This is a genomic window from Epilithonimonas hungarica, from assembly GCF_900102265.1.
Lineage (GTDB): Bacteria > Bacteroidota > Bacteroidia > Flavobacteriales > Weeksellaceae > Epilithonimonas > Epilithonimonas hungarica.
In genome coordinates this window covers 63739-83842 of the sequence record NZ_FNBH01000003.1, presented here as the reverse complement: position 1 = coordinate 83842, position 20104 = coordinate 63739, and the positions used below count along the sequence as shown (strand labels likewise).

General features: G+C 36.6%; 17 protein-coding genes. 7 read left to right on the top strand and 10 right to left on the bottom strand.

Going from position 1 to position 20104, the window contains the following annotated elements:
* Nucleotides 1-21 precede the first annotated feature (21 nt).
* Nucleotides 22-1620, top strand: coding sequence for a S8/S53 family peptidase (locus BLT30_RS12160; protein WP_089873830.1), 1599 nt, complete (start codon nt 22-24; stop codon nt 1618-1620).
* Between the two features lie 60 nt (nt 1621-1680).
* Here the strand turns inward: BLT30_RS12160 and BLT30_RS12155 are convergent, their stop codons facing one another.
* The 8 genes from BLT30_RS12155 to BLT30_RS12120 all read right to left on the bottom strand — a co-directional run bounded on the left by BLT30_RS12155 (nt 1681) and on the right by BLT30_RS12120 (nt 10611).
* The gene (locus tag BLT30_RS12155) at nt 1681-2553 is read right to left on the bottom strand and encodes a ChaN family lipoprotein (RefSeq protein WP_089873829.1); all 873 of its coding nucleotides are present in this window, start codon (nt 2551-2553) and stop codon (nt 1681-1683) included.
* A 79-nt stretch (nt 2554-2632) separates the two neighbouring features.
* Nucleotides 2633-3655: a hemin-degrading factor gene (locus BLT30_RS12150; protein ID WP_089873828.1), complete on the bottom strand. Its 1023-nt coding sequence runs from the start codon at nt 3653-3655 to the stop codon at nt 2633-2635.
* Nucleotides 3656-3737: 82 nt separating this feature from the next.
* Complete coding sequence (locus BLT30_RS12145; RefSeq protein ID WP_089873827.1) at nt 3738-4382, bottom strand: class I SAM-dependent methyltransferase; 645 nt, start codon at nt 4380-4382, stop codon at nt 3738-3740.
* A 125-nt stretch (nt 4383-4507) separates the two neighbouring features.
* Nucleotides 4508-5284 (bottom strand): heme ABC transporter ATP-binding protein, encoded by a 777-nt coding sequence (locus tag BLT30_RS12140; RefSeq protein WP_089873826.1) that lies wholly within the window; start codon nt 5282-5284, stop codon nt 4508-4510.
* Nucleotides 5281-6321, bottom strand: coding sequence for a FecCD family ABC transporter permease (locus tag BLT30_RS12135; RefSeq protein WP_089873825.1), 1041 nt, complete (start codon nt 6319-6321; stop codon nt 5281-5283). Before BLT30_RS12135 ends, BLT30_RS12140 begins: the two co-directional genes overlap by 4 nt.
* Nucleotides 6322-6458: 137 nt before the next feature.
* Entirely contained in the window at nt 6459-7340 is an 882-nt protein-coding gene (locus BLT30_RS12130) for a heme/hemin ABC transporter substrate-binding protein (RefSeq protein ID WP_089873824.1), read from the bottom strand.
* An 18-nt stretch (nt 7341-7358) separates the two neighbouring features.
* A complete protein-coding gene (locus BLT30_RS12125; protein WP_089874331.1) occupies nt 7359-8462 on the bottom strand; it encodes an HmuY family protein in 1104 nt (367 codons plus the stop codon).
* 10 nt (nt 8463-8472) lie between these two features.
* Nucleotides 8473-10611, bottom strand: a complete 2139-nt coding sequence (locus BLT30_RS12120; protein ID WP_089874330.1) for a TonB-dependent receptor plug domain-containing protein — start codon at nt 10609-10611, stop codon at nt 8473-8475.
* 104 nt (nt 10612-10715) lie between these two features.
* On the opposite strand from BLT30_RS12120, the gene BLT30_RS12115 reads away from it, so the two are divergent.
* The 3 genes from BLT30_RS12115 to lipB all read left to right on the top strand — a co-directional run bounded on the left by BLT30_RS12115 (nt 10716) and on the right by lipB (nt 13789).
* Nucleotides 10716-11507 carry a T9SS type A sorting domain-containing protein gene (locus BLT30_RS12115; protein WP_089873823.1) on the top strand — a complete coding sequence of 264 codons (792 nt, stop codon included), beginning with the start codon at nt 10716-10718 and terminating at the stop codon, nt 11505-11507.
* Between the two features lie 188 nt (nt 11508-11695).
* Entirely contained in the window at nt 11696-12970 is a 1275-nt protein-coding gene (locus tag BLT30_RS12110) for a T9SS type A sorting domain-containing protein (RefSeq protein ID WP_089873822.1), read from the top strand.
* Nucleotides 12971-13078: 108 nt separating this feature from the next.
* Nucleotides 13079-13789 (top strand): lipoyl(octanoyl) transferase LipB, encoded by a 711-nt coding sequence (lipB, locus tag BLT30_RS12105; RefSeq protein ID WP_089873821.1) that lies wholly within the window; start codon nt 13079-13081, stop codon nt 13787-13789.
* Nucleotides 13790-13798: 9 nt separating this feature from the next.
* Here lipB and BLT30_RS12100 read toward each other — a convergent pair whose 3' ends face one another.
* Nucleotides 13799-15154, bottom strand: a complete 1356-nt coding sequence (locus BLT30_RS12100) for a deoxyguanosinetriphosphate triphosphohydrolase (RefSeq protein ID WP_089874329.1) — start codon at nt 15152-15154, stop codon at nt 13799-13801.
* 71 nt (nt 15155-15225) lie between these two features.
* Here BLT30_RS12100 and BLT30_RS12095 point away from each other — a divergent pair, with 71 nt between their 5' ends.
* The 3 genes from BLT30_RS12095 to BLT30_RS12085 all read left to right on the top strand — a co-directional run bounded on the left by BLT30_RS12095 (nt 15226) and on the right by BLT30_RS12085 (nt 17046).
* The gene (locus BLT30_RS12095) at nt 15226-15960 is read left to right on the top strand and encodes a DNA-formamidopyrimidine glycosylase family protein (RefSeq protein WP_089873820.1); all 735 of its coding nucleotides are present in this window, start codon (nt 15226-15228) and stop codon (nt 15958-15960) included.
* 102 nt (nt 15961-16062) lie between these two features.
* Nucleotides 16063-16743 carry a DUF2461 domain-containing protein gene (locus tag BLT30_RS12090; protein ID WP_089873819.1) on the top strand — a complete coding sequence of 227 codons (681 nt, stop codon included), beginning with the start codon at nt 16063-16065 and terminating at the stop codon, nt 16741-16743.
* A gap of 102 nt (nt 16744-16845) precedes the next feature.
* Complete coding sequence (locus BLT30_RS12085) at nt 16846-17046, top strand: YqaE/Pmp3 family membrane protein (RefSeq protein ID WP_089874328.1); 201 nt, start codon at nt 16846-16848, stop codon at nt 17044-17046.
* An 80-nt stretch (nt 17047-17126) separates the two neighbouring features.
* On the opposite strand, the gene BLT30_RS12080 is transcribed toward BLT30_RS12085, so the two are convergent.
* A complete protein-coding gene (locus BLT30_RS12080) occupies nt 17127-20039 on the bottom strand; it encodes a M16 family metallopeptidase (protein ID WP_089873818.1) in 2913 nt (970 codons plus the stop codon).
* Nucleotides 20040-20104: the final 65 nt, after the last annotated feature.

The following is a 20104-nucleotide window of genomic DNA, read 5'->3' as shown; positions in this document are numbered from 1 at the left end:
AAAAATCAAAATCCCTGAAACGTGAGAAAAATCTTTACAATTTTATCAGTTAGCTTTTCTTTAATTGCAACGGCTCAAACCGAATTAGTTTTTGTTTTCTTCAAGGATAAACCCAATAAAGCGGCTTTTTATTCCAGCCCTTTAACTGAACTGACACAGAAATCTCTCGACAGAAGGGCAAAACTTGGGATTGCATTGACAGATCAGGATGCGCCGATAGAGCCAACTTATGTTCAAAATATAAAAAATCTTGGCTTCACAGTAACAGATTATTCCAAATGGCTGAACGGTGTCGCAGTAAATGCTACATCTTCCCAGATACAGACCTTGTCCCAGCAAAGTTATGTTGACCACGTAGAGAGTTTTGTGAAAAATCCAAACGGCGGAATCAGAAAGGAAAAGATTGAAAAATTTAAAGAGTTCAGTAACCGTGATGCATTGACAACTTTCAATTACGGAGGCGGACTGAACCAGATCAACCAGATCAATGTTCGTGCACTCCATGTTGCCGGTTTTACAGGAGCTGGAATGACCATCGCAGTTATCGACACTGGTTTTCCAACAGTAGATACGGGAAATGCTTACAAAAGACTTCGTGATAACGGACAGATCAAGGGCGGTTATAACTTCATCAGTAAAAATACAGACATTTATAATACTTCGCTCAACACCCACGGTTCTATTTGTATGGGAGCAATTGGTGGCTATCTGGACAATCAGTTCGTAGGAACAGCACCTGATGCAGATTTTTATCTGTATGCTTCGGAAGACGGAGCCAATGAAATTCCCGAGGAAGAACTCTATTGGATAGAAGCCGCGGAGGAGGCCGACAGAAAGGGTGTAGACATCATTTCTACTTCTTTGGGCTATACAGACTTTGATGATAGCAGATATGACTATACTTATGCCGATATGAACGGAACAACATCTTTCATCGCAAGAGGGGCACAAATAGCTGCCGAAAAGGGAATTTTCTTAACTGTTTCCGCAGGTAACAGTGGGAATAGTGCCTGGCACTACTTAGGGACACCCGGAGATAACGAAAAGGTCTTCACTATCGGTGCCGTTACAAGCCAAGGGAACGTTTCCAGTTTTTCATCTTTCGGACCAAATTCTGCAGGTGTGATAAAACCGGACGGAAGCGCTAGAGGAACAGATACTTATACTGTTTACGGAAGTCAGGTTACACAAGCCAGTGGCACTTCTCTTTCCAATCCGGTGGCAGCTGGCGGTGTGGCCTGCCTTTTACAAGCTTTACCCGCAGGTACACCATTAGAAGAAGTAAAGGCAAAACTGAGACAAAATGCATCCCTCTATCCAAATCCAACTTCACAAATGGGTTACGGAATTCTGAATTTTTATAAAACTTATCAATCCTATCTTGGAGTGAATGAGGTGAATAAAATACAAATTAAAATCTATCCAAATCCTGCAAAAGACCTTATCAATATTACTTCTGATAAAAAGATCAATTCAGTTGAAGTTTATGATTATTTAGGCCGATTGATCAAAACAGAATTCTCAAACAAAGTCAATATTTCCCAACTTTTAAAAGGGAATTATCTTTTGAAAATAAAGACAGATTCAGGAGAGTCTATAGAAAAACTCATTAAAGAATAAAATAAAAAAAACGCTGAGAGATTTTTCTTAGCGTTTTTTATTTGTCAAATTCCTTTTTCATCAATAAGTCTTTGTCATATCACTCGGAATTACAAGATTGAATTCTGTTGGAACAAAATCTTTTTCAGGTAAAGACAAATCCTGTTTTTCGGACTCAAAAACAGAGATTACTGCGATTTTAAGATTTGGATTTTTCTTTTTCAGATACCAATAGATTCCGCCGTATTGTTTGCTGTGATAATCGCCGTTGTAATGGATAAAGGTTTTTCCAGACTGCAAATTTTGAAAAATCGATTCTGCCATAGTTGCATCTTTTACGGCTTGAGCTGAAACAAAATTCATTAATTTCATTTCGTCAACATGGTCGCCCATTAGAGATCTCATTTCTTTGTAACCCGGCGTTTCCAAAGTCACTTCTATTGGTAATTTCGCTATATATTTCTTCTCGGTCTCAGGTAACTCATTCAAGCTTTTGATGCCGTTTTTGGAAGTTTGAGAAGCGTATTTTCTAGGAACATTGGTTGCAATGAAATTTAGTTTTTTGTCTTTCGCAAAATCAACCAAAGGTCTGTAATCAGTTTCGTAATTTTTCCAAAGTCTTACCGAATCTTTCAGATTTTTAGCATCGATTTTTCCTGCGAGATAAGAATTCAAAGCTTGTTGATTATCTCGTTCGAACATTTCCGCACCTAAAATAATCTGTCCATTTTTCTTTTCAAAAAGTGCTTCCGTAATTCTTTTTTCCAGCCAATGATTGATAGAATTATCATGATGTTCTCCAATGAAAACGACATCGTATTCTGCCAGTTCTTTGATTAATTTTTTGGAAGAAACTTCTTTTGATTTTTTATTATAGAAGTTAAATACATCAAAATTTTGAGCATTTAGATTACTTAAACTAATTATAGCAATAAACAATAATAACTTTTTCATTAGCAATAAAATAAAAAAGTCGTTCTAAAGTAAATTAAAACTATAAAACGACCTCAGATCAATAATAATTATTTCTTATTTATAAACCGGCAACCAAGTCTTTCCACTCCTGAAGTTCCGGATTACCCGGCTTTCTTTTTCCAAAGAACTGAACAATAAATTCACCTTCTTTGTTGAACACTTCTACCGAAGTTACTTCGCCGTCTTCTGTTGGTTTTTTCGTGATCCAGGTTTCACCAATTTTGGTTGTATCAAGGTGCAAGTTAAAATCAGGGTCCATTACATTAAACCATTGCTGATGCCAAAGCGTCTTTTTAACTTCTCCTGTGTGAATCTGAATAATTCCTCTGTTTCCGACAAAAACCATTATCGGAATATGTTTTTCAGAAGCATCTTCCAAAACATTCACGACTTTAGAATTATCTATTTTTTGAGCAAATCCTTCCGGAGCTAATCTCAAAGCCTGAGTTCTGCTAACTCCGAATTTCTTGGTCATCATAAAGAAATCGTGTGTGTCTTGTAAATCTTTCCAAGCTTGTTGGAAACCAGCTACATCAATCTCAGAATCTGCTTTTTCTTCAGGTTTTGGAGCAATTGGTTCCGTCGCGATTTCTGTGGATTGCTTGTCGGCTTTATATTTTTGTGTTAAAGCATCAAATTCTGCTTCGTTGCTTTTGTTTGTCAAATAGATCTTGTGAAGTGCCAAGCCATCTTTCCCAAAGAACTGGAAACTTTTTCTATCGCCTTCAATCACAGAAAAAACGAATTTCCAAGAGTTGATAAAGATTCTCAAATCGATGTCTTCTCCTACGAAAACCTGCCCGTGTGGATTGCTGAAATCTGGATTCAAATAAACGCCTTTTCTCTCGTGAACGCATTCGTCGTTTCTTGTCAAAGCCATTACTTTGTCAAGCTTTACAACCTCCTGCAAAAGCGACGCGAATTCTGGTTTAAGAACCGTCACGCCATTTCCTATGTTTGTAGCCAAAAGTTCTGCTTCGCTAACGCCTAATTGTTCTGCGGCGTTTCTTATTCTAAGATGTGGATTTTCTGCTTTCAGAGCTTCCCATTTTGTTTTTAAATCGTTTATTAATGTACTCATATTGATTTGTTTTTTGATTGTTTGCAATTTATTATTCCACGGGTTTCACCCGGGGCTACTTTTATTTAACCACTTCGTGGTTTTATTTTTTGATTGTTAGAACTTTGTATTCTCTTTTTACTAATGTTCCGGTTTTGCTGGTTATCCATTCTTCTTTATCGGAGTGGATCATTCTTTTGAAATTTGTTTGTGCTACCAATTCTTCTACGTCTTCGTAGTTATAAAGCTTGAAATCCGCTGTAAAAGGCAGATTTTTCATAAAGTCTTTCTTCGCAAATGTTAGAACAAAACTTCCGTCTTTCTTTAGAATTCTGTAAATTTCATTAAAGAACTCCACCGGATTTTCCCAGAAATAAATTGTATTGACAGTCATTACCTTATCGAAGCTTTCATTTTCAAAAGGAATTCTATTTCCGTCATATAATTGAAATTTGGCTTGAGAAACATATTTTGAATTGATATTTTCGGCTTCGGATTTCATTGTTTCAGAAATTTCCAAGCCTGTGTATTGGATATTTTCTGCAAAATCCAAAAGATAAGACAAATGTCCTGCGTTGCCATGTCCAAGTTCCAAAACCTTTTCGTTATCCATTAAATGCAAAGCTTTGGTGGTTTCTTTGGTCATCGAAATGTTGGTCTCGTTCATCATTTTAGCGACTTCTCTTCCTGTTTTTCCTTCCGGATTTGCCAGGTTTTTTGCTAATATTTTGAGTTCTTGTTCTGTCATTTTTTAGTTTTTATTATAACAGAGAATCTTACGCAGCCCGACCTGAGTGGAGCTCATCCGCCAGAGGCGGATAGCGGGAACGGAGGGCGGATCAAGCTGCCATAATTAATCTGTCTTTAAGTTTTTTAACCAAATAAGATCATTGTGCTGTCTTTGACCGGATGTTTGCAAATGGTACACGGAAAGTTGTAAGCACGGCTGATTTTTTCCTCTGTAAAAACCTCTTCCGGAGCGCCGTAAGCTAACACTTCACCTTTTTCCATTAGCAGAATTTTGTCGGCGAAACTTGCAGCCAAATTCAAATCGTGTAACACAACGATTGCGGTGTTATTATTTTGAGTAAATTTTTTAATTAATTCTAATGTATTGTACTGGTGTTTGATGTCCAGATTATTGAGCGGTTCATCCAAAAACAAAAGCCTGTGTGCAATCTCGTTGTCCAGCTGAGCCAGAACTCTCGCCAAATGAACCCTTTGTTTTTCACCTCCGGAAAGCGAGTTATAATCTCTGTCCCGAAAATGAATAATCTCTGTTTCCACCATAGCAATTTCCGCCGATTTTATATCTTCCAAGGTCGGCTGAGAACCGAAGTATGGATAACGCCCCATCATCACAACATCTTTTACCAAAAGCGGAATATCCTGAGCGTTGTGCTGAGAAAATTTGGCTTTATGTTTTGATAATTCTTCGAGTTTCCAGTTGTAAATTATTTTGTCTTTGAATAATATCTCTTGTTTTTTATCGGTTTTAATTTCGTTGGCCAGGACATTTAGTAGACTGGATTTCCCTGCTCCATTTGGACCAACAATCGCCAGAAACTCACCGTAGCCGACATTGATATCAATACTTTTCAAGATGCTGACATTTTGACTTTGATAATTGATTTGGTGTCCTTTTATCATCTCAAAGTATTTTTATATTTGATCAAGATCGCAATGAAAATTGGACCTCCGATCAATGATGTTAAAATTCCGATTGGTAATTCTGACGGTGCAACGATTGTTCGGCTGATCGTGTCCGCAAGCAATAGCAAAATACTTCCACAAATCGCTGACAATGGCAAAATGAAATGATAATCTGAACGGAATAACAATCTTAAAATGTAAGGGACAATAAGTCCCACAAAACCGATTGTACCGGAAAATGCTACGCACGTTCCTATCATCAATGATGTTATCAATACGATTTGTTTTTTCAAAGTCTCAACATTGATACCCAAATGCTGTGCATCTTTTTCGCCCAATAACATTGCATTCAATGCTTTTCCTTTTGGTAAAATAATGATGTATGAAAACAATAGAACAATAGATAAAATAATGTTCCTTGTCCAGGTTGCGCCCGCTAAACTTCCGAGATTCCAGAATGTCAAGTCTCTAAGCTGTTCGTCTTTTGAAATGTAAATCAAAAATCCTGTAATCGAAAAGCCAATTGATGTGATAGCAACTCCGGAAAGGAGCATCATTACAACGTTTGTTTTTCCTGCACTTGTTGAAATCCTATAAACGATAACCATCGCTAAAAATGCTCCTATAAATGCAGAAACGCCGACCAAGGAATTTCTTATGAGTTCCGGAAGATATTGTTCAAAAGTATGTCCGAGAACAATTGCAATCGCTGCTAACAATGTGGCTCCCGATGTTAAACCAATCGATTCTCCTGTTGCTAAAGGATTTTTGAACATCCCTTGTAAGGTTGTTCCAGAAACGGCCAACATACTCCCTATCAAAACTGCCATAATGATGCGTGAAGTCCTGACTTCCCAGATCACATATTTTTCACTTAATGATAAAGAAGAATCACCAGTTAAAAACTTCCATAACACTTCATATGAAGAAGAACCACCGAAGTCATAAACTCCAATATTTAAAGCTAAAACCATCATCAGTATTAATAAAATAATACCGATAATGGCGTAAAATGTAAGACTTTGTGATTTCAAAATATCAATTTTTCTTCCATAGGTTTGACCTATGGTTATTAATATTGAACCCTTTGGGTTCTGTTTTATTTTACATTGTTTTCCATAGGTTTTACCTATGGCTATTCAAATTGAACCCTTCGGGTTCGTTGTTTTGATTATTTTGAATACTCGATTAAAAGTTTGTTGAGGCTTAATGCTGCTTCTCCAACTCTTGGCCCGAAAGATGATAATAATCCACCATCAAGCGCAATCACCTTTTTGTTTTTCCCAGCATTGGTTTGAGGAACACCAGGCATTTTAAGAGCTCCTTCTATCCCTCCGGAACCCTGTAATCCGCTTGTGAAGAACAACAATACATCAGGATTTGATTGCACAACTGCTTCCGGAGTCAAAGGTTTGAAATCTTCGAAATCGTTAGCAGCATTTTCTCCGCCAGCAATCTCTATAATACTTGCCATTGGTGTGTTTTTGCCTCCAACCATCATCATATTTCCCCTTGCATAGATGAAGAGAACTTTTGGTTTTTTAGCAATTGGCTGGATTTGTTTTACATCAGCATCAATTTTATCCAGTAATATTTGCTGATTTGTGTTCCCTAAAGCTTTTGCAACCTGGTCAATCAATTTTTTGGTTCCATTGATAGAAAACTCCTGTTGGAATAATTCGGTCTTGATTCCGGAAGCTTTTATTTTTTCTAACAGATCAGGATTGATATCTTTATCAGAAGCTAAGATCAACGTTGGATCAAGCTTCATAATTGGTTCGATTGTCATAGAACGAACGTGTCCTAATTCTTCAGCTGTCGATTTCAGACTTTCAGGATAAGTACTTGTAACATCAATTCCAACAATCTCTTTCTCATGGCCAAGTGCAGCAACAATCTCTGTAACACCTCCGCTAATGCTTACTATTTTTTGATCAGAAACTGGAGCTTCTGTTTTTATTTCTTCTGGTTTTGCAACTTTAGAGTCTTCTTTTTTGCATGAAAAACCTGTTAAAAGAAGTGCTGACAAAACAGCTATTTTGATATTTTTCATATGTTTATTTTGGTTTGGTTAAAGTGGTTTGTACTCGAATTGTGGAAAGCCTCTTACTCCCTGATCGTTTGTCATTCTCAGAAACTTAATCTTAAAGTAAAAGCCTTCGGGATCTTTCAATACATAAAACCTGTCTCCATAAGTTTCTAATCCATTTGTACCAACAGGATTTCTCCAGTTTGCTCCTATAGTTCTGTGATCTGTATAATTGAATTTTGACATATCAATATCAGAAGCTTTGAAATTGTTATAATATTCCGTTGCATTGACATTTGAAGGAATCGTAACTTGATAAGAAGCAGCGCCTCCCATTATGTTATCTAATACAAAGTCTCCATAAATATACGTCCCTGCCCCTTCTATCACATTGGTGAATACCGTAAAACAAAGATCCCATTTCTCTTTCTGAGGCTGAATAAGGAGCTCCCTCTCATTCTTCAAACTAAAAAAACTATAGTTGTAATCTGTATTTTTATTAATAATGTATTCTTTATAGCTTGTATCGGAAACATTAGCATATTTAATTTTATATGCGGTGCTTCCACTTCTTGTAATTTGGATCTTCATCCAACCTCTATCATCTCCAACCGTAGTGATTGAGCCCACAGGAACACCCCCAGAATAGATATCTTTACCCATATTTAGAAGATATACAGCATTATCCACATCATTAATTGCTATTTCTGAAATGGCTGTTGGACTTATAGGAAAGTTTCCTTTAACATCATCCACATAAGCAACATTACTCGGGTCGAAGTTAGCAACCTGAACTTTTGTCTTAAGGACTGCAACATCCGATTCTTTTACTTGATTAATATCTGTAATGTTAGGAATTTTCCCAGCAGCCATTACAATAGAAGAATTAAGGATCACTTTAAATTGATCTCCAGAATAGAAAGCTAAATCCCAATCTGTACGTCTGTTAAGTGTTTGTTTTGGATTGCCTTCAGCATCAACTTCACTTAAATCTACCCAAACTTGATTAGGCTGGGTAGGACCTGCAACATTTGGATTGGTTATTTTTCCCTCTATAGGTGAAACTGACACTGGATCCTCGTTATCTCTAAGGCATGATTGAAGGATAAAAGTAGTCGAGAGTACTATAAATAATAATTTTTTCATTTCTCTGTTTTTAAAAATTATAATTGACTCTGGCAAAATAACTTCTGCCATAGAATAAGTTTTGCAGATCTGTACCCGCATTGTGTCCGTCTCCTGCTTGTGTTGTATTTCGAATGCTTGTAATATCAAAGATATTTTTCACACCCAAAGCCAATTCAAAATGATTATTGAAAAACGGTTGGCTAACTGTAAAATTTAGCATACTGAAATCTCCAATGTCACCTAGAACATAATGCCCCGTGTCGGATGCATCTTTAAATTCCAATGTATATAACTTGCTTCTACCTGTATATTTGTAGTATAAAGCAAACAATGTGTTAGTAATTGGTAAAGTATAATTAGCCGCTGCATTGACTTCTACATAATAATTAAAATCATCTTCAGAAGTTGTGTTCCCTGTATTTAAGCTTTGAGAAATCCCTAATGTAGAAACTCCTGCATTAAATGAAAAATTACCTTTTCTTGCGCTAAAACTCCCACTAAAAAGAATAGATTTATAATTATCAATATTCAAATAAGTATATTTCATAGGAATATTACTGATGATGACACTTTCTATACGGTCTTTAACATCCATGTACATTCCACTCAAACCTGCATTCAGTTTCCAATCACCTGAAGTTGCGGTGGCATAATCCCAAAAAGCACCAGCGGAATAACCTGTTTCCGGCTTTAGATTTTCATTACCTCGGATATCATGATTAGCATCAACCCTCCATGTATAAAGTTCATCATATTTGGGGAAGCGGTTAGCCGATCCAAAAATCGTTCTTATATTAGACTTTTCAGAAGTTATAAACCTTGCTGTTAAAGAGTAATTATATTGGCTATTAAATTTATCACTTAAAGCTAGTCTTACTCCAGGACGGAAAGAAAGCCATTTCAGAGGATTCCATTCTGCCGAAACAAAATTAGCATAGTTAAAGATGACCCTATTTACATTTCCTTCCCCATCGGGTCTATTATTGTCCGCAAATGTTGATTGATCTGCAAAACCTTTGGTCCTATCTAATTCATACCCCACCTGAAAATTGATCTTCTCACTATCCAAAAAATTACTGAACATTCCTCGGGAATATAAAACTTCTGATTTATAAAAAGTTCTCTTAGCTTCTTTAGATCTCACATACCGATTAGGCACATCATAGAGAATATCCTGAGATTGCCTTTCTTGGATTTGATAAGAAAAATCGCCATTATAATTGATCCTAGAGCCTAATTTGGTTGTAACATTAAGTTGATGAATCCAGCGTGTTGTAAAATAATCTTTATCGCCCGCAGTATAAGTTTTTTCACCGCCAGAAAGTGGTAATATTTTGGTGGTTGGGTCGTAGTAATTAATTTCCTCGTTCAGAAAATTGACTTTATAAAACAAAGTCGTATTATTTTTTGCATAGCGAATCGCAGCATTAGAGATTAATAAATCCTTAGGTTGCCATTCATAACCTCTTTGCCCGCTGTTTGTTTCGTCAAAAAACTTATATCCTTTTTGAACACCTTGATATCCTTGAAAATCATTATGATTAACATCAGCAGTTATGGTCAAGTTATCAGAGATCTTGTAACCTATATTAAGACTTTGAATGTGTCTTCCATTCCCTTTTTTATACCAATCATAATCCTTACCAACTGTTTCTTCTTGTAAAGAGGCATTGATATTAATTTTCTTTTGGTAATCTTTTTTTGTAATGATATTGATAACACCAGCCATCGCATTGTTACCATATTCTACACCCATTGACCCTTTTACGATCTCTATCCTCTCGATGTTATTAACATTGATCTTAGTTAAATCAAAGATATTTCCCATTCCTTGATCATTCACAACTGGTATATTATCGATTAAAACTTTGGTATATTCACCACTCAAGCCCATTATATTAGCATTGGAATCTCCAGAACTAGAATTTGGTGTTATAAGAATATTAAGATTTTGGTTCAGAACTTCAGCGACATTGGTAACCGCCATATTTTTTATTTGTTCCGCAGAGATAACTTCTACTTTGTAGATGGATTTATTAATAGATTGCGGAGTATATTGCCCTGTAATCACGACTTCTTCAATATTTTTTTGATTAAGAGTGTCCCTCTGCGCATATGCTAAATTCAAAATCGCTACAGACAGAAGGCTCATCGTTCGCTTCTTCATTGAAAAAAATTTTTGCGAAGATAAGATTTTATTTAGAATCATTAAAAACAATTTTGTACTTTTGTGGAATAATTCTAAATAACAATTAAATCTGAATAGGATCTATGAAAGCAAAACTACTTTTAGCCGCGTCATTATTTGCCGTAGTTGCGCAAGCCCAATTATCAACAATTAATGAAGATTTCAATAATTTCACAGCTGGAAATGCGACTTTCCCTCAAAACGGCTGGTCAGCCGTTTTACCTACAGCACCATTTCCACCACAGCCCATGATGCTTGTTGTTGCTGCCGATGCCACCAATAAAGTCATTCAGGCGTATCCCGGAAGCAGCTCAAATCAACCATTATATCTTGTAACACCTCAGATTGTTGCTCCAGCCGGAGACAAAGCCATCTCTTTTGATACGGGATTAGTAGCTTCTTCACCTGGCACCACAACGATCCAGGTAGGTGTTGCATCCAGCCCTACCGATATGACAACTTTCGTGGCCATAGGTGACCCAATACAAATTACAAGCACTGCCATCCAAAATGTAAAGGTGAATGTTCCTCTTTCTACCGGAACTTATCTTGTTATAAGACATACGCCAACTGCTGCGCATACGGCATTACAAATTGATAATGTAAAGTATGATACGAATTTGGCAGTTAACGAAAGTGCTTTCAACTCAAGCAATGTGAAATTTGCCGTATCTACAGATAACTCAACATTAAGATTTGTATCTCCCATCTCCCTTTCAAATGCAAAGATCTATTCTGCATCTGGACAATTGGCCAAAGAGGGCAAAATCAATGACAACAGTTTTGACATCAATGGATTGAGAACGGGCGTTTACTTCATTGTTATCGAGAACAAAGACGGACAAACTGTAAAATCTAAATTCATCAAGAAATAAAATTGGATATTTTTCTATTACGTTAGCCTTTTAAGTTTTCTTAAAAGGTTTTTTTATACTTTGTGGCAAAGAAGAAAAACAAATATGATTTTTATCATTTCAATAATTATTTTAATTTTTAATCATTCTAAATAAGAATTAATTATTAGTTTTGTAGAATCATTCTAAATAATTAATTCTTCATAAACATGAAAACAAAACTATTATTTGCAGCTGCACTTTCTCTTTCGGTAAGTCAGACTGTTTTATCCCAAACCGATGAATTTGGTTATACTCAAGTAGAGCTCACAACAGGGCCTAATTACTCAAACAGAGTATTCTTTGACCTGTCAGCCAATAACATCGTTTCTCAACCGGCCAACAGTTGGGATGTTGCATTTTATAGAAACAGCTCTTTTGGATTCGGTTCCAGAATAAATGATGCACAAAATATTGAAACTTATCAGGCGTCCAACAATCCAGCCGATTGGGACAATATCGATATTGCAAATATCGGCTCATGGGGCGCAGCTCTATACAATCCCGATCAGACAACTTCTATAGAAGAAGGTGCATTTGAACAAGGTTCTGCAACATACGGATGGGGAGAATATAATGTAGGAAATCACCATATAGAAGGTAAGGTTATCTTTGTATTGAAATATCTTGGAACAACACCTTCTTATGTCAAGTTCATGATCACGGACTATTTCGGAGGGTATACATTCAAATATTCCAAATGGAACGGAACTTCTTGGGATGCGACCGAAACCAGAACTATAGCTAACGGAACAGATGATGCTTTCTTTAACTATTTCTCTTTTACAACTGGAGCCAAAGTAGAAAATATGGAACCTGCAAGAGCCAACTGGGACCTCATGTTCACAAGATATTTTACTTTCTACAACAATATCTCGATGTACAGATTATCAGGAGTCATCCAATCTCCTAACATCAGTGTGGCATATGTAAAACCGGAAACTCAGGCAACAGCTATAAATAATGCGCCTGCTGAAGCATCTTTCTCAAAAAACATCACCACTATTGGACACTCTTGGAAACCGACAACCGGAGTATATACCGATGTCGTTTATTACATCAAGGAAGGAAGCAACTATTATAGAATGTATTTCACTTCTAATGGAGGTGCCACAACCGGCAACATGTACTTCAAATATAAAAATGTGACAAACGAATTGGCTGTGGCAGATTTCGGTAAAAAAGGAACTTTCGGGATCTATCCAAACCCTACCAAAGAAGACAAAAAAATCAATATCCTATTTGATGTAAAAGAAGCAGCTTCTAAAAACGGGAATATCGAAGTATTTGACTTCTCAGGAAAAAAAGTATATGAAACGGCTATCATAAACAAGTCTGGTTTCTCTACACAAGAGGTTGACCTTAATAAGCTTTCTACAGGAACTTACTTGGTGAAGATCACTTACGGAGGACAGACAGAAACTAAAAAGCTTATCGTAAAATAAGCCATATTTTCAGATTTTATTCTTTATAGGAACCACCTTCGGGTGGTTTTTCCATTAATTGTGATTTGGTAAAATAATGAGTAAATTTGTAGAAATAATTCAATCAAAGTGAATTCCCTCATCAACAAAAAAGTAAAATTCCAAGACCTTGAAACCAAAGATTATCAGCCAAGCTGGGATTATCAGGAAGAATTGCTCAAAAATAACCTTGAGATAAAAATCCATAACAGGGAGAATCCTGAAGATCAGAAAACAACTGAAAATCATCTGCTTTTTGTAGAACATCCGCATGTTTATACTTTAGGGAAAAGCGGTCACGAATCTAATCTTCTTGCCAACGAAAACAAGCTAAAGGAGATCAACGCTACTTATATCAAAGTAAATCGTGGCGGTGATATCACTTATCATGGTTTTGGTCAGATCGTTGGTTATCCTGTTTTGGACCTAGAAAATTTTTACACAGATATCCATCGTTATATGCGTGATCTGGAGGAGGTCATCATCAGAACTATTGCAGAATATGGACTCAAAGGTGAACGCTCCAATGGTGAAACCGGGGTTTGGCTGGACGTCGGGAAACCTTATGCCAGAAAGATATGTGCAATGGGCGTAAAGGCATCTCGTTGGGTCACGATCCACGGATTTGCCTTGAACGTCAATACCGACATGAAATATTTCGAATATATCATTCCTTGCGGGATCACGGACAAACAAGTTACTTCCCTAAAAAGAGAATTGGAACATGAAGTTGATATCGATGAAGTAAAGCAAAAGATCAAAAAACATTTTGCAGATGTTTTTGGATGTGAACTGATTTAAAATCTCATTTTACATCGTCATTCCGATATCGATCCCTTTGATCTTTCTGTAAAGGTCGGTTGCAAAATTATCCGTCATTCCGGAAACAAAATCGATTACGCCAAGAACCTTCTGATAATCCGTTCCTTCTTCATAGAAGAATTGCTTGGGAAGCAGTTTCAAAGCTTTATTATCATAGGATTTTCTTTCACTAGCCGATTTTAAAATTGATGGGATGAAATGATCCAGCAACTCGTACATGACATTATAGCCAGCATTCTCAATTTCCACAACCGCCTTGTGATTGTATATTTTTTCAATAGAGAAGCTTTCTATATCCTGTAAGGTTCTATTTTCAGACTTATAAATATCGAGAAGTCCTTTTTCCAAATTTCCATCAAGGATCTTATCAAAATTACTTTTATAAAGTTCCACCGACTTGTTGATCAAAGCATTGATGACCTTGGCCCTCAGATAGGAGACCTGTTCATTCTCATTGCCAATAGAATTGAGTTTACGTTCTACTCTATCAATATCATCTGTCTCAGATTTGATCAATTCAAAAAACAGATTTTTACAATCAACAGTTGAAACAATGCCCAACCTGTGAGCGTCCTCCATATCGATGATGTTATAACAGATGTCATCCGCAGCTTCTACCAGCCAAACAAACGGATGTCTTTTGAAAATATAGGGATCATCGTTTTCGGAGATCATATTTGTTTCTTTGGCTATCTCAAGGAAAATATCTTTTTCATTTTGAAAAAAACCGAACTTCTTTCGATGAATGATACCTTTCTTTTTAGCAATTGCTTCACAAGGATACTTTGCAATACTAGCAAGAGTCGCAAATGTCAACTGGATCCCGCCTGCATCTTTTCCTTGTTGCTGCTGAGCCAAAACTCTGATCGCATTGGCATTACCTTCAAAATTTACAAGGTCTGCCCATTCTTTTTCATTGAATTTTGGCTTCAGGTCGTTTTCGTTTCTTTCAAAATAACTGGCGATCGCATCCTCCCCAGAATGCCCGAAAGCAGGATTCCCAACATCGTGGCAAAGACACGCCGCCGCGATAACGTTCCCCAGATTATGGAGATAAAAATTCTTGGAATCTTCCGTCAGATCATTCTTAAAACTGTCGTGGATGAACTCGCCGATCACGCTTCCCAGGCTTCTCCCAACGGAAGAAACCTCCAAAGAATGTGTCAAACGGTTATGAACAAATACACTTCCCGGAAGCGGAAAGACCTGCGTCTTATTCTGAAGTCTTCGGAAAGCCGATGAAAAAATAATTCGGTCAAAGTCTCTCTGAAAATCTGTTCTCGAAGCCTTTGTATGGGGATTGTTTCCTGTTCTCTGGTTGGTGAAAATCTGGTTTAAGTTCATCATTTTTCAAAATTAGTTCAAATTTTATTTTTATCGGAATAATATTTGAGATTTTATCCTAAAAATCAATTATGCCAGAAGGACCATCCATATTGTTAATGAAAGAAGACCTCCAGAAATTCGTAGGTAAAAAAGTTATCACAGCAGTTGGAAATGCAAAGATCGACAGAGATCTGCTTATTGGTAAAACTTTAAAAGAAATCAGGCTTTATGGGAAACAAACCTACCTTATTTTTGATGAGATCAATGTCAGGATCCATTTGCTCATGTTTGGTTCCTATGAAATTGACCAGCAAACAAAACCTGACAATAATCTGCGTTTAGGATTAAGTTTTCAAAATGGCAAAGCATTCTTTTACACCTGCTCTGTCAAACTTTTACCAAATGATTTTCTGAAAACCATTGACTGGGAAGCAGATGTAATGAGCAACATTTGGAATCCTGAAAAGACCAAAAACAAACTGAGATCCAATCCCGAAATGATGGTCTGCGATGCATTGATGAATCAGGATATTTTCTCGGGAGTCGGCAATATCATCAAGAATGAGGTTCTTTTCAGGATCGCTGTTCAGCCTGAAAGTCTTGTTGGAAACCTTCCGCCAAAAAAACTGAATGATCTGATTACAGAAGCCAGAAATTATAGTTTTGAATTTTTGAAGTGGAAACGGGAATTTGTACTTAAAAAACATTGGAAGGCACATCAGAAAAAGAATTGTCCAAAATGCGGAAGACCATTGATCAAGAAAATAACCGGAAAATCTAAGCGTAGAAGTTTCTTTTGTGAAACTGATCAAAAATTGTATTAAGGATATCATATCAAAAATTTCAGTCTTTAAAAACAAATAAAATTGAAGATCCTGCCGATAAAGCAGGATTTTTTATTTAATTTTAATCAAAATATTATTCTGATGAAAAACGTCATAAATCCAGAAACGTTGAACTTCCTTTCAACACTTGAGATCAATAATAACAGAGATTGGTTCAACGAAAATAAAAACCTGTATCTGCAAGCAAAAGAAAATGTTGAAAATGTAGTCAACGAAATCATTTCCGGAGTTTCAGAATTTGATAAGAGCGTAGAACGATTGGAAGCAAGGAACTGTATTTTCAGGATCTATAAAGACACAAGATTTTCCAAAGACAAAACGCCTTATAAAACCAATATAGGAGCCTCTCTCGTAGAAAAAGGCCCAAAAACACTTAATAATGCAGGCTATTATGTTCATTTGGAACCTGGTAAATCGTTCCTTGCCGGCGGTGTTTATATGACCGAACCTAAGAATCTAAAAGCCATCCGTGAAAAGATAAGTTCTGAAGGTGAAGATTTCTTGAAGATACTCAATAAAAAATCATTCAGAGACAATCTTGAATTACAAGGTGATAGATTGGTAAAAGTTCCTCAGGGTTTTGATAAGGAAAATCCAATGGGTGATTATTTGAAATTCAAACAATTCACAGTTTTTCATCCTTTATCAGATGAAGATGTTCTTGATGAAAATTTTGCCAAAAACGTGGTGAAACTCTTTAAAGAGATTTATCCATTTAACCAGTTTTTGAATGATGCGATCAGCTCATCAAATTTAAATTAATTCTTATAACAAACGATCTGATATAATTTTTTCTTCAGATCGGAAATTTTATATTTGAAAACTATCAGAATTTTTCCTGATCATATACAAAAAATCAAAACTATGTTACTAGCGATCCTATTACCTTTTGTCTCATTTTTTATTCGAGGTAAAATCATAACTGCAGTGATCTGCTTAATCTTACAGATTACCGTCTTGGGCTGGCTTCCTGCCGCTATATGGGCTGCCTTGTCGCTTAATAATGCAAGAGCTGAGAAACGCAATAAAGAGTTGATTCGAGCAATAAGAGAAAATCGACAATAATTTTATAATTAGATGAATATTTAAATAAAAAAAGTGAAGCACTTCTGCTCCACTTTTTCATTTATAAAACATCTTCAGAATCAATATCCAAAAATATCTTCTAGGCTTACTTCTTGGAACTCTCCCATTTTGTTGACAGATTCTATATTCAGGTTTTCCTTTTTCCCAATGATGGCTGTATTAAATTGCAATGGCTTGATCTCAGAATTGTAAAAACTAGTCAATTCCGGCAATGTCAATTTCTGGATCTCAGCATAGATATCTTTTCTCACATCATAATCGATTCCCAGTTTTTTAAGTGACAATTGGTTATAATAAGTTACTGTCCTGTTGATCCTGTTAGATGCGATCTGTTTAAGGGCCGAACCTTTTGCATTCTCGAACTGAGCCGGAATCTGTGGGAAATCCGTCATTAGATCCGTCATTGCCGATACAGCCAAAGGTAGTTTATTTGCCTGCGTCCCGATATAGGTCGTTACATAATTCGGATGATTTTTCTCTGTCGCATTAGCATAAGAAACATAAGCAGAATAAGCTAAAGACTTACTTTCTCTGATCTCCTGGAAAACGATGGAAGACAATCCTCGTCCAAAATACTCATTGAAAACACTTGCTTTCCCGAAATTGACAACATTTACATCACCAGCTTTGGCTACCTTGGACATTTCCATCTGTACCATATCATAAGGTGTGAAATATACTTTCCCTGCTGTTGCCGGCTCAGCATACATTTTAGCTGCTGCAGGCTGTAGTTTTGTATCTACAATATATGGTTTTACTGCTTTTTCCAATCCTTTTTGGTCTTCTCCGTAAAGGAATACTTCGTAAGGATATTGGTTAAGTGTTTTGATCTTGGAGGTCAACTCAGAAACATTGATACTTTTCAGACGGTCCTTGGAGATAACATCAGTTAGCCGGGATTCTTTTCCAAATTTCGCATAATTAGTGAGCGCAGCCATGATCCTGTTCTTATCTTTCTTCGCAACTTCTCTGGATTCCAAGATCGTATTCACTGTTTGATCATAGATCGCCTGATCTGCTTTCACATTATTGATCCAGTGATTCATAAGCTCAACGCCCTTCTTCATATTGCTTTCCAATCCACTCAATGCAATGATCATCTGGTCATTCGATGTTTTGAATTGATTAGTGATCCCAAGTTTATAAAACTCTTCTTTCAATTGTTCCGGTGTGTATTTGTCTGTCCCAAGATATTGAAGAACTGTTACGCCAAGTGCCAATTCCTTATCGTTATCTGTCCCGAATGGGAATACATAATTTACCTGGGCCACTTCATTATATTTGTTCTTGATGAAGCTTACTTTCTTGTCTTTGATCGTAGAAGTCGCAATTGCAGTTTTGAAGTCAACGAACTCCGGTTTTATGTCAGACGATTTTGTATTGATAATATCTTTCAGGAATTGGGATTGAGCTTCTCTGTTCAGTTTGATTGGTGTAATTCCCGGATTTTCTACACGTACCAATTTGTCATTCACACCTTTTTCTTTGTAAACGACAACATAATTATCCTTAAAGAAATCATTCGCAAATTTTACAACATCTGCTTTGGTAATCGCTTCATATCGGTTTATTTCGTCCAGTTCCTGCTCCCAGGTTCTGTTGCCAATATAAGTTGAATATAATGTTGTTGCCAATCCGTCAGCTGTTTCCCAACGTTTCATTCTCTGAACTTTCAGATCGTTCACGATAGCGTTCAGCATCCAGTCTGGGAATTGTCCTTTTTTAACAAGATCGATCTGATCCAATAACAATTTTTTAGCCTCATCAAAGCTTTGCCCTTCTTTAGGAACAACTGTGAGGACAAAGGCACCGTAAGTTTTGAATGGTGATTCATAGGCACCAGCTCCCAATGTTTTTTGTTTTTGATTTATATTGAGGTCAATAAGACCCGCATCACCGCTGTTACTCAATATTTCCGCTACCACATCTGCCAGTCTTGCTTCTTGGGTACCGTTGGAATCTGTTCTCCAGGCCAAAGACATTCTAGGTGTAGATGGACTTTTCACAGTTCTGGAAACGATACTTGTCATCGGTTCTTCAGAAACCATTTTTTTCATTGGCAATTCCTTGTATTTGAAAGTTCCAAAGTATTGGTCCACCATTTTTATGGTCTTGTCAAAATCCAGGTCTCCAACCAAAACCATCGCCATATTATTAGGCACATAGTAAGTATCAAAATACTTATGGATCGCTACCATAGACGGACTTTTCAAATGCTCTGAAGTTCCAATTGTCGTTTGCTGTCCGTTCGGATGTTTTGGAAAGAGCGCTTCCATCATTGCATAATTCACAAGACGCCCGTCGTTATCCTGAGCACGGTTATATTCCTCATAAACTGCTTCCAGCTCTGTATGGAACAATCTCAAGACCAATTCTGAGAAACGCTCCTTCTCTACTTTCAGCCATTTTTCCAGCTCATTGGATGGAATATTATTCTTATATACTGTCTCGTCCAGCCAAGTATGGGCATTGGTTCCTGTTGCTCCAAGGGAAGAGATCGCTTTATCATATTCGTTGGCGATCGCATATTTGGATGCTTCCTGGGAAACTTCGTCAATTTTCTTATAAAGTGCCTTCTTCTTTTCCGGATCTTTTTCCAATTTATGCTGTTCATAAAGATCAGAGATCTGTGCCAATAAAGCCTTTTCTTTTTCCCAATCCTGAGTTCCCAGATGTGAAGTTCCCTTGAAAACCATATGTTCCAAATAGTGCGCAAGACCTGTGTTATCGCTTGGGTCATTGTTAGAGCCTGTTCTTACAGGGATATAGGTTTGGATCCTTGGTGCATCGTCGTTTTTAGCGAGGTAGACCTTTAGTCCGTTTTTCAGGGTATAAACTCTTACGCCTGACTGGTCATTTTTTACAGTCTCGTAAGTATAACCTTGTTTATCTGTTGAGGTTTGCGTTTCAAATTTCTGTGCCATTGCATTTATCATAAATAAGAGTGAAATTGAAATAAAAATTTTCTTCATATTATACTTTTATTTTTTTAATTTTTATTTTGGTGCGTAATTTACGCAACATTTTATTAGTCACA